Source organism: Oceanisphaera sp. (assembly GCF_052084945.1).
Taxonomy (GTDB): domain Bacteria; phylum Pseudomonadota; class Gammaproteobacteria; order Enterobacterales; family Aeromonadaceae; genus Oceanimonas.
Map to the genome: position 1 here is coordinate 19,498 of NZ_JBQDEX010000015.1, position 10,353 is coordinate 29,850.

At 47.6% G+C, this 10,353-nt stretch carries 8 protein-coding genes; 6 read left to right on the forward strand and 2 right to left on the reverse strand.

The features are described from left to right. Window positions 1-1,014 carry an N-acetyl-gamma-glutamyl-phosphate reductase gene (argC, locus tag ACTHY5_RS02745; RefSeq protein ID WP_441876021.1) on the reverse strand — a complete coding sequence of 338 codons (1,014 nt, stop codon included), beginning with the start codon at window positions 1,012-1,014 and terminating at the stop codon, window positions 1-3. A 294-nt stretch (window positions 1,015-1,308) separates the two neighbouring features. Here argC and argE point away from each other — a divergent pair, with 294 nt between their 5' ends. The 6 genes from argE to ACTHY5_RS02775 all read left to right on the forward strand — a co-directional run bounded on the left by argE (window position 1,309) and on the right by ACTHY5_RS02775 (window position 8,705). After that, a complete protein-coding gene (gene argE, locus ACTHY5_RS02750) occupies window positions 1,309-2,469 on the forward strand; it encodes an acetylornithine deacetylase (protein ID WP_441876024.1) in 1,161 nt (386 codons plus the stop codon). 517 nt (window positions 2,470-2,986) lie between these two features. Continuing rightward, window positions 2,987-5,647 carry a phosphoenolpyruvate carboxylase gene (gene ppc / locus ACTHY5_RS02755; RefSeq protein ID WP_441876027.1) on the forward strand — a complete coding sequence of 887 codons (2,661 nt, stop codon included), beginning with the start codon at window positions 2,987-2,989 and terminating at the stop codon, window positions 5,645-5,647. A gap of 140 nt (window positions 5,648-5,787) precedes the next feature. Further along, window positions 5,788-6,246: a Cys-tRNA(Pro) deacylase gene (gene ybaK / locus ACTHY5_RS02760; protein ID WP_441876030.1), complete on the forward strand. Its 459-nt coding sequence runs from the start codon at window positions 5,788-5,790 to the stop codon at window positions 6,244-6,246. A 228-nt stretch (window positions 6,247-6,474) separates the two neighbouring features. Next, complete coding sequence (locus ACTHY5_RS02765) at window positions 6,475-7,248, forward strand: transporter substrate-binding domain-containing protein (protein WP_441876033.1); 774 nt, start codon at window positions 6,475-6,477, stop codon at window positions 7,246-7,248. 87 nt (window positions 7,249-7,335) lie between these two features. Then, window positions 7,336-7,980, forward strand: a complete 645-nt coding sequence (locus ACTHY5_RS02770) for an amino acid ABC transporter permease (protein WP_441876036.1) — start codon at window positions 7,336-7,338, stop codon at window positions 7,978-7,980. Continuing rightward, window positions 7,977-8,705: an amino acid ABC transporter ATP-binding protein gene (locus ACTHY5_RS02775; RefSeq protein WP_441876039.1), complete on the forward strand. Its 729-nt coding sequence runs from the start codon at window positions 7,977-7,979 to the stop codon at window positions 8,703-8,705. Before ACTHY5_RS02770 ends, ACTHY5_RS02775 begins: the two co-directional genes overlap by 4 nt. 68 nt (window positions 8,706-8,773) lie before the next feature. Here ACTHY5_RS02775 and dinF read toward each other — a convergent pair whose 3' ends face one another. Further along, on the reverse strand, window positions 8,774-10,141 hold the full coding sequence (gene dinF / locus ACTHY5_RS02780) for an MATE family efflux transporter DinF (RefSeq protein ID WP_441876042.1): 1,368 nt from the start codon (window positions 10,139-10,141) through the stop codon (window positions 8,774-8,776). Window positions 10,142-10,353: the final 212 nt, after the last annotated feature.

Here is a 10,353-nt window from a genome sequence, read left to right on the forward strand (position 1 = left end):
TTACTCCTGAACCAGTCCCGCTAGTGGCGAGAACCCTTGGTTAATATTAATACATTGAATGGCTTGGCTGGCCGCCCCCTTTAACAAGTTATCGATGGCCGACACTACAATTAGTTGGTTACCTTCTCGCGCCCAGTGCAGATCGCAAAATGGCGTGCCCGCCACATCATTAATTTGTGGCCACTGACCGGTTAAGCGCACAATTTTTTGGCCGTCATAGGCTTGATGGTACGCTTGGGCAATCTGCTCATCGGTTACATCATCATTAAGCTGCACATATATAGTGGCCAAAATACCACGAATAAAATTACCTAAATGCGGCTGAAACACCACCTGCTTATTAAGATGATGGCTAATTTCTGGCTGATGGCGATGATTTAACACCCCATACGGCTTAAAGCTGATTTCACTAAAGCTAGTGGCTAGGCTGGCTTTACGCCCCGCCCCGGTCACACCCGATACCGCACTAATAATTGGCTTATTATTATCGGCAATGAAACCCGCGTTTTGCAATGGTTTTAACGCCGTTAATGCCGCAGTGGGATAGCAACCTGCCACGGCAATCAGTTTAGCTTTTTCAATGGCTTCCTGATTCCATTCCGCCAAGCCATAAGCCGCTTGTGCTAACCAATCACCATGCTGATGGGCAAAACCATAAAAGCGTTCATAAAAGCCCTCACCCGGTACGCGAAACGCGCCCGATAGGTCAAATACCTTAATACCCTTGGCTAAAAAGCCAGGAGCCAAGTCATGGCTGACTTCATGGGCGGTAGCCAGCAACACAATATCGGCTTGGGTATGAATACGACTTAACGCCTCATCATCTAGGGGTAATAAGGGCTCGTCGATTAATCCGCGCCAGCGGGGGTGCAAACTAGAAAATGATTTATGGGCGTCTAAACTTCCCTCTGACACATAGAGGCCAGCTAAAGAAAGTTCGGGGTGGGCTTTGACTAAGCCGGCCAGCTCGGCTCCGGTATAACCACTGGCACCAATAATTGCAGCTTTTAACATGGGTGTATCCGTTAATTTGAAGTTAGCTTGATTGAGATGCAGGCATCAGCCTAGCGTGTTTTCTGGGCTTATGTCACCCTAGAGCTTATTTCAATAGCCCCTAAACATAATGGCTTAAGCGAGTGGTCGTCGTCGCAGTAATAAAGAAAGGAAAATCATGGCCATTTGCTACGCTAGTTACCCGAATAATAATGAGGGTTTAGACTAGCAATGAACAAATAGTTATGCAACATTATTGAATATAAATCTAGTGTTTTTACGAATAATGTCTGTTATCAATTCTACGGAGAGTCTATGTCAGCCACCCCTTTTAAATTGATGGATATGTATCGCGATTTAATCGCTATCCCCTCTATTAGCAGCACAGAGCCAAGCTGGGATCAAAGTAACGAAAAAGTCATTCGTTTACTCGCCGATTGGTTTAGCCAACTGGGTTTTGCAGTGGAGGTTACAGAGCTAGAGGATGCCCCAGGTAAATTCAACCTAGTGGCCACCCATGGTGAAGGCGATGGCGGCCTATTATTGGCCGGCCACACTGATACCGTGCCTTATGATGAAGGCCGCTGGACCAAGGATCCTTTTAAATTAACCGAAGAAAACGGTCGCCTCTATGGTTTAGGTGTCATCGATATGAAAGGCTTTTTTGCCTTTATTATTGAAGCGCTTAAAGATATGGACTTAAGTAAGTTCACTAAGCCGATCCGTATTTTGGCCACCGCCGATGAAGAAACCAGCATGGCCGGTGCCCGCGCCATTGCCAGCGCTATGGCCATTAAGCCCGATTATGCCGTTATTGGTGAGCCTACCGGGTTAGTGCCCGTCATGATGCATAAAGGCCACATGTCTGAGGGCATTCGCATTACCGGCAAAAGTGGGCACAGCTCTGATCCTGCCAACGGCGTTAATGCGCTCGAGATCATGCATAAGGTCATGGGCCGCTTGTTAGACTTACAAGGGCAGCTAAAAAAGAAATATCATAACCCGCACTTTAATGTGCCTTATCCCACCTTAAACCTTGGCCATATTAGTGGTGGCGATAGCCCAAACCGTATTTGTGCCTGCTGCGAATTAAGCTTTGATATGCGCCCTATTCCAGGTGTACCGCCTGAAGAGCTGATGGGCTTATTGCACCACGCCCTAGAGCCCATCAAACAAGAACATCCGAATACCATGGATATTTTTCACTTACATGAACCTAATCCGCCCTTTAGTACAGACACTGAGGGTGAGTTAGTGCAAGCGGCGGCAGACATTTCGGGGCACTCGGCTCAAGCGGTTAACTACAGCACAGAAGCGCCCTACATTAACCAACTTGGTTGCCAAACCATAGTGTTAGGCCCAGGCAATATTGCCCAAGCTCACCAACCTGACGAATACTTAGATTTATCCTTTGTTAAACCCACCTTGGATATTATCCAAGGGCTAGTCAGCCGCTTTTGTTTGGAGCAGAAATAACAGCAGCGCCAAGCGCCAAGCCTGTCACTTAGTTACAAATCCGTAAGCGGTTGAACAAATGCAAAGAGGCAATAGGGTTGCCTACGCCAATTCCTACTGCCTCTTCTTTGTGGTTGGGTGTCTTATGTTGGTAGTGACAGACAACTCGGTGCTAATGGGAAGGCAGAGGGTGCCTAGATAAAGACAGACAATCTATTCCCCCTCATACCGGTACCGGATCGCAGCCCGGTATGACGGCCCCGGTATCTCGCTGTTAGCCCTAGAACCAAAACCCCATTTGCCACGCCTCTTTGTTTTGCTTGGCGCTTGGTGCTTGGCGCTTGGTGCTTGGCGCTGGGCGCTGGGCGCTTGGCGCTTGGTGCTTGGTGCTTGGCGCTTGGCGCTTGGCGCTGCCCCTAATATTCGAACCCGATCGCAAATCCTTTGTTTACTCGGCCTGCAAAATTGACCGCTCAGCTACAAGCTGGCTATATAAGTACTCGCAGAAACAACAATAACGTAAACAGACGAGGCTAATATGGATAATCATGCACCACTCAGGGCCAATGTAGGTCTGCTGGGGCAATTGCTGGGGGAGACCATTCAGGATCACCACGGCCAGGCGTTTCTCGATAAAGTAGAAACCATACGCCAATTAGCCAAGTCGGCGCGCCAAGGCAACGATCACGATCAAGAGCGCCTTATCAACACCCTAAAGCAACTCAGTGATGACGAGCTATTGCCGGTAGCCCGTGCGTTTAATCAATTTTTAAACTTGGCCAACGTCGCCGAGCAATTTCATACCGTGTCACGTCACACTCAACAAGCAGCAGGTGCTGGCCCTATCCAGCAAGTACTGGAGCACTTAACGCACGCCAATGTTGGCGAAGATAAAATAAAAGCCGCAGTGGCCGACCTCGATATTGACTTGGTATTAACCGCACACCCCACCGAAGTCACCCGCCGCACCTTTATTCATAAGCATGTACAACTGAATGACTGCTTAGCAGCCCTTGAGCTAGACTTGCCCGAAGCGGAAAAAGCCACTTTACTCACTCGCGTTGAGCAGTTAATTGCCCAAGCTTGGCACAGTAATGAAATTCGCACCCAGCGCCCTACCCCAGTTGACGAAGCGCGCTGGGGATTTGCGGTGATCGAAAATAGCCTGTGGCCAGCACTGCCGCAATTTATGCGCCAGTTCGATCAGCAACTACAAGCGCAATTAGGTGTGAGCCTGCCCTTAGATGCCGCTCCGGTGCGCTTTACCTCTTGGATGGGCGGCGACCGCGACGGCAACCCCTTTGTTACGGCTAAAGTCACCCAAGAAGTGCTACTCCTTGGCCGCTGGATGGCCAGCTCGCTGTTTTTAACCGACATTCAAGAGCTGGTTTCTGAGCTGTCGATGTCACAAGCCACAGATGAGCTGCACCTGGCCACCGAGTCTTTGCCTAAAATGCGCGGCGAAACCAATGAGCCATATCGCGCTCTATTGCGCACGCTGCGCGAAGATCTGCGCGAAACCCTGACCTATCTTAATGCACAGGTACAAGGCCAGCGTACCGATGCCCGTGACTTAATTACCACCACGGAACAATTACGCCAGCCTCTCGAATTGTGTTATCGCTCATTGCAAGCTTGTGGCTTAAGAAAAATTGCCGATGGCTTATTACTGGACGTGATCCGCAAAGTCGCCTGCTTTGGTATTCACCTACTCAAACTCGACATTCGCCAAGATGGCGAACGCCACACCCAAGCGTTAAGCGAAATAACAGATTACCTAGGGCTTGGCCATTACGGCGATTGGAATGAGGCTGATAAGCAGCGCTTTTTACTCAATGAGCTGCAATCACGCCGCCCGCTGTTACCCAGACACAGCGCCATCAGCCAATGGCAACCCAGTGCCGACACGCAAGAAGTATTAGATACCTGCTGTGTGATTGCCAAGCACCCCGCCGATGCCTTTGGTATTTATACCATTTCGATGGCCGGTGCTCCCTCAGACGTGCTGGCCGTGCAGTTATTACTCAAAGAGTGCGGCGTTAATTTCCCCATGCCAGTGGCACCGCTATTTGAAACCTTGGAAGATCTGAATAACGGAGCCGAGGTTATAGAGCAGTTATATGCCCTACCTTGGTACCGCGACTATATGCAAGGTCGCCAGTATGTGATGATTGGCTACTCTGACTCCTCAAAAGATGCCGGTATGATGGCCGCAGGCTGGGCGCAATACAGTGCCATGGAAAAGTTAGTTGCCATCAGTGACCGAGAACAGATCAAACTCACCTTATTTCATGGCCGTGGCGGCAGCCTAGGTCGTGGGGGTGGCCCAGCCCGCGAAGCTATTTTGGCACAACCCCCAGGCTCAACGCTTGGCGGATTGCGGGTCACTGAACAAGGCGAAATGATCCGCTTTAAATTTGGTTTACCCAAGGTGGCCATCGACAGCTTAGCCCTGTATGCCAGTGCCGTATTAGAAGCCAACTTACTGCCACCGCCTGAGCCCGAGCCCGAATGGCGTGCACTAATGGAGCACATGAGTGATGTTTCCTGTGCCCACTATCGCTCGCTTATTCGCGAAGAGCCGGATTTTGTGCACTACTTTAGGGCTGCCACTCCCGAGTTAGAGCTGGGTAAATTGCCATTGGGCTCACGCCCTGCTAAGCGTAACCCCAAGGGGGGAGTTGAAAGCTTACGGGCTATTCCGTGGATTTTTGCGTGGACACAAAACCGCTTAATGCTGCCGGCTTGGCTAGGGGCGCATAAAGGATTAGAGGCGGTGATTAACGCAGGTAATAAAGATACGCTGATCGCCATGAATGAAGGCTGGCCATTCTTTAGAGCTCGACTCGATATGCTTGAAATGGTGTTTTTAAAAGCCGATATCAGCTTAGCCGCCTATTATGACAGCTTGTTAGTGAGCAATGAACTTAAGCCTTTGGGCAAGCGTTTACGGGATGAGTTACGAGACAGCATGACGCTTATTTTACAACTAAAAGAAGAAGCCGAGCTGCTATCTAATGAGCCTTGGATCAAAGAGTCGATTAAATTACGTAATCCTTATACAGATCCCCTTAACGTATTACAGGCAGAGTTGCTCAACCGCTCGCGCCAACATGAAGGGGAGCTACATCCGCTATTAGACCAGGCGCTTATGGTCACCATAGCCGGTATCGCCGCCGGCATGCGCAATACGGGTTAAAACATAGCTGTCAGCTTTAAGCGGTAAGAAAAATATAAAAAAGCCCCAGTGCCTGTCGGCACTGGGGCTTTTTGTCGCTTCGCTATCAAGCTAGATACCGGCATAATTGCACCTACTGCCTTACAATATCGGACCTTGTGATGACACCCGCCATCTTGTTTTTAGAAAAGAGCAATGCTGTTTTTACCCTGCATCAATATGCATGTACGGCGCATGATGATTTTGGCGCTCATGCCGCTACCCAGTTACAAGTGCCATTAGAACAAGTATTTAAGACACTGCTCACCGAAGGCGAGCAAGGTGCGGTAGTGGCACTGGTGCCGGCTTCGGCCAAGGTCAATTTAAAGCGTTTAGCCAAGGCGGCCGGAGTTAAAAAACTAGAAATGATGCAGCCTGCCAAAGCGGAGCGACTCACCGGTTATAAAGTAGGCGGCATTAGCCCCTTTGCACAAAAGAAACGGCTAACCACGGTCGTCGATGCTTCGGCACAATTACACACAGAGGTGTTAGTTTCAGGTGGGAAACGGGGTCTGTCATTAGGGGTGAGTGTTGCTCTACTGCAAAGCTCGCTCAATGCCATTATCGCTGAGCTCACTTAATACAAAACCAAACGGCATAACTCAAAGTAGCATGAGTCCTAACGCTCACTTTCGCTTTATTTCATTAACAATAAATTGACAGCTATCGGCTTTTCTAATAGCTTAAAATAGTTAAGTGACAAGTTCATACATCATTGTTTACAAAGTGATTTTTTATAAAGTTAGTATTTCTCTCGCTTAGAGTGTAAGTGAAATGTGAACATAACCTTATGGAAGGGGTAAGTTAGTATGAAGAAGAACGTAGCCTTGTTAAGTTTAGTTGCCGCCCTCGGGTTAACGGCTTGTGATAAGCCAGAGACCCAAACTACAAGCAGCGCGGCTAATGCTGAAAATAAAGTCTATAACGTAGGGGTAGACAATACCTATCCTCCGTTTGAATTTACGCAAAATGGCAAGTTGGTCGGGATAGATGTGGACTTAATTACCGCTATCGCTAAAGACCAAGGCTTTGAAATTAATATCGAACAAATGGATTTCTCAGGCATCATCCCTGCCATGCAAGCCGGTATGCTAGATATTGGTATGGGCGGAATGAGTATTACCGATAAACGTAAGGAAACCGTCGATTTTTCTGACCCTTACTTTGCAGCAGGCGTGTCATTAGTTGTGGCTGAAAACAACATGAATATTGCCAGCTTGGTTGACCTGCCCGACAAAAAAGTCGTGGTCAAAAATGGCACCGTAGGTGCGTCATTCGCCAATAACAATACCGATGAATATGGCTACAGCATTATTCAAGTCAGCGACAGTGCTTCTATGTTTCAAGAAGTTACCAATGGTACGGCTGATGCCTTAATGGAAGATTACCCCGTGATCAGCTATGCCATCGCCACTGGAGGCTTAAAACTAAAAACCGTGGGTGAACGACTCACCGGTGATGACTATGGCATCTCGGTACTCAAGGGTAAGAATGACGAACTATTACAGATGATTAACGATGGTCTTGCCAATCTAAAAGAGAGCGGCGAATACGATGAAATCATGAACACTTATTTAGATTAAGCACTCATAAGGTCGTTAACTCGTAAGCCAACATTGCGCGAGAGTTAACGACTTTTTTATGAGGGCCTAGCACTTAAGGACTCAAATATGGATGTAGTCATTCAGTCTCTCCCTTATTTATGGCAAGGGCTACAAGTCACCATAAAAGTATTTGTGATTGCGATTATCTTAGGCTTTGGCATTGGTTTAGTACTCGCCTTACTCCGTTTATCACCCATCAAGCCGTTAACCTGGCTTGCAAAAATTTTTGTCGACATCATCCGTGGCACTCCTATTTTGGTGCAGCTGTTTTTTATCTATTTTGGTTTAAATTCATTAGGCTTTATCAGCTTAGATAGAGAGTCGGCTGGCATTTTTACCGTCGCCATTAACGCCGGTGCCTATTACTCTGAAATTATCCGCGCTGGTATCCAATCATTGGATAAGGGCCAAAATGAAGCAGCACGTTCATTGGGCTTAACCAGCAATCAAAGTATGCGTTATGTTATTTTGCCGCAGTCTTTTCGACGCATGCTACCCGCCTTTACCAATCAGGCCATTATCAGCTTAAAAGACACCTCATTACTGTCTGTGATTGGCATTGCCGATCTTACCCAAAAAGGTCAGGTGCAAATTGCCGCGACTTTTAAGGCCTTTGAAATATGGATCGCGGTGGGTGCGATGTACTTTATCGTTATCTATTTGCTCTCGTTATTATCTAGCTATCTGGAGCGGAGGTGTCGTTTACCATGAGTATCATTCAAGTAAAGAATTTAAAGAAATCTTTTGGCAGTAATGAAGTACTCAAAGGTATAACTACCAATGTTGCCGCTAAAGAAGTGCTGTGCGTCATTGGCGCCTCGGGTTCGGGCAAAAGTACCTTTTTGCGTTGCTTAAATCGGCTCGACGATATTACTTCTGGGCAGGTAGTTATCGATGGCCAAGATATTACGGCTATAAACACAGACATTAATAAAATTCGCCAAGAAGTCGGCATGGTGTTTCAGCACTTTAATTTATTCCCTCATAAAACAGTGCTAGACAACATTACTTTGGCCCCGATCAAGGCAAGAGGTACTGCTAAAGCCACCGCTAAGAAAAGTGCACTCGAGTTATTAGATAAGGTAGGGCTGTCTGATAAAGCCGATGCCTACCCAGGTGAATTATCCGGTGGACAAAAGCAGCGGGTCGCCATCGCGCGCGCCTTGGCCATGAACCCCAAAATCATGCTGTTTGATGAACCTACGTCTGCTCTCGACCCTGAAATGGTCGGCGAAGTACTAGCGGTAATGAAACAGCTGGCATTAGAGGGAATGACCATGGTGGTGGTGACTCACGAAATGGGCTTTGCCCGCGAAGTAAGCGACCGCGTGGTGTTTATTCATGAAGGAAAAATTCTAGAAGAAAATAAGCCAGCGGCCTTATTCGACCATCCTCAACAGGCCAGAACGCAAGAGTTTTTAAGTAAAGTGCTCTAGTTAGAAAGCCTTCTATTAAAAAGAAGAAGTCCAATCTAAGTCACGAGTATTATTTAACAAAATAGCTATCACATTGTTATATCGTGATAGCTATCGTCGCTAATAAAACCCTGTCGGTTTTCTATACGCCACCAGGCCCACGCTAGCGTGATACCTCGCGCTAACATAAATAAGCTCATGGCCAACCACAAACCATGATTGCCCAGCGATTGCGCAATAAACCACACCGGAAAAAACACACCAAAGGTTGATATCAACATCATATCGCGCATGTCTGCTCCTCGGGTGGTACCAATAAAAATACCGTCTAAAATAAAGCACCAGCAGGCAGCTAATGGCATCAGCATCAGCCAAGGTAGATACATACGAGCCTGATCTTGTACCTCAGTAATACTGGTAATAAGCTGGATCAGTGTAGAACCAAATAGGCTAAAGATCAGTACAAACACCAGTGCCACCACCAAGCCCCAAAACACATTAAGCGCGCAGGCTAAGCGAAATTCAGCACGATTACGTGCCCCCACCGCTTTACCCACCATGGCTTCTACCGCATAGGCAAAGCCATCTAAGCCAAATGAAATAAACATTAAAAAGTTCATTAACACTGCATTGGCGGCAAGCACATCATCACCTAGGCGTGCGCCCTGAAAGGTCATAAAGGCGAAGGTGAGCTGCAAACAGAGCGCTCGAATAAAAATATCGCGGTTAAGACCTAGCAGCTTTTTAAAAGCGTCAAGCTGTAGAGTGCGCAACCAAAAGCCCGGTGTGGGCCAACACGCTCTGTGCTGCAAAGTGCGCCACACCAACCAAGCTCCTAACGCTGTGGCTAAGTAGTCGGCCAACACAGAAGCGGCGGCGGCACCTTTTACCTGCCAGCCTAACCCCAGCACAAACCAAATATCGAGTAAAATATTGGCGCCGTTTCCTAAAATAAGCAGCAGCATAGGGGCACGAGCATTTTGATTTCCTAGCAACCAACCCAGTAACACTAAATTGGTTAATGCCGCCGGGGCACTCCAAATTCGGACCGACACATATTCACGGCCATACATTTGAACCTCAGCACTGCCCCCTACCAGCCAAAAGGCCAAGTCGGTGATGGGTTGCTGTAATAATAAAATGATCAGCGCCAGCAAGCCTGCCAATAAACAGGCTCGCGCCAATACTTGTAAGAGTCGTTCGTTATCTCTTGCCCCCACCGCTTGTGCTGCAAGGCCGGTAGTCGACATCCGCAAAAAGCCCAACAACCAAAAAATTAAGCTAATAATGGTCGCGCCCACCGCAACCCCACCTAAATAATAGGCATGATCTAGGTGACCAATCACCACAGTGTCAACCAGCCCCAATAAAGGGACGGTAATATTAGACAACACCATGGGCATGGCTAGCGCAAACACCTGACGGTGGCGGCTAGCATTAAAAAAAGCGGACCACATAATTAACTCTGATTAAAAGATGAAAGGACTAATACGGTATCGACAAAAATAACGCTGTACGTTTTGCGCTTTACGCTGACCGTTGTACGTTAAAGCAAAACACCTCTCACTTCGGGCTTTAATACCAATCTGAAAAACTAACTGTTCAGGTTTTATAGCTTCTGTAGGGTCGATTTCAATCGACTAAAAACCATAGCAAGGCCTAAAGAGGT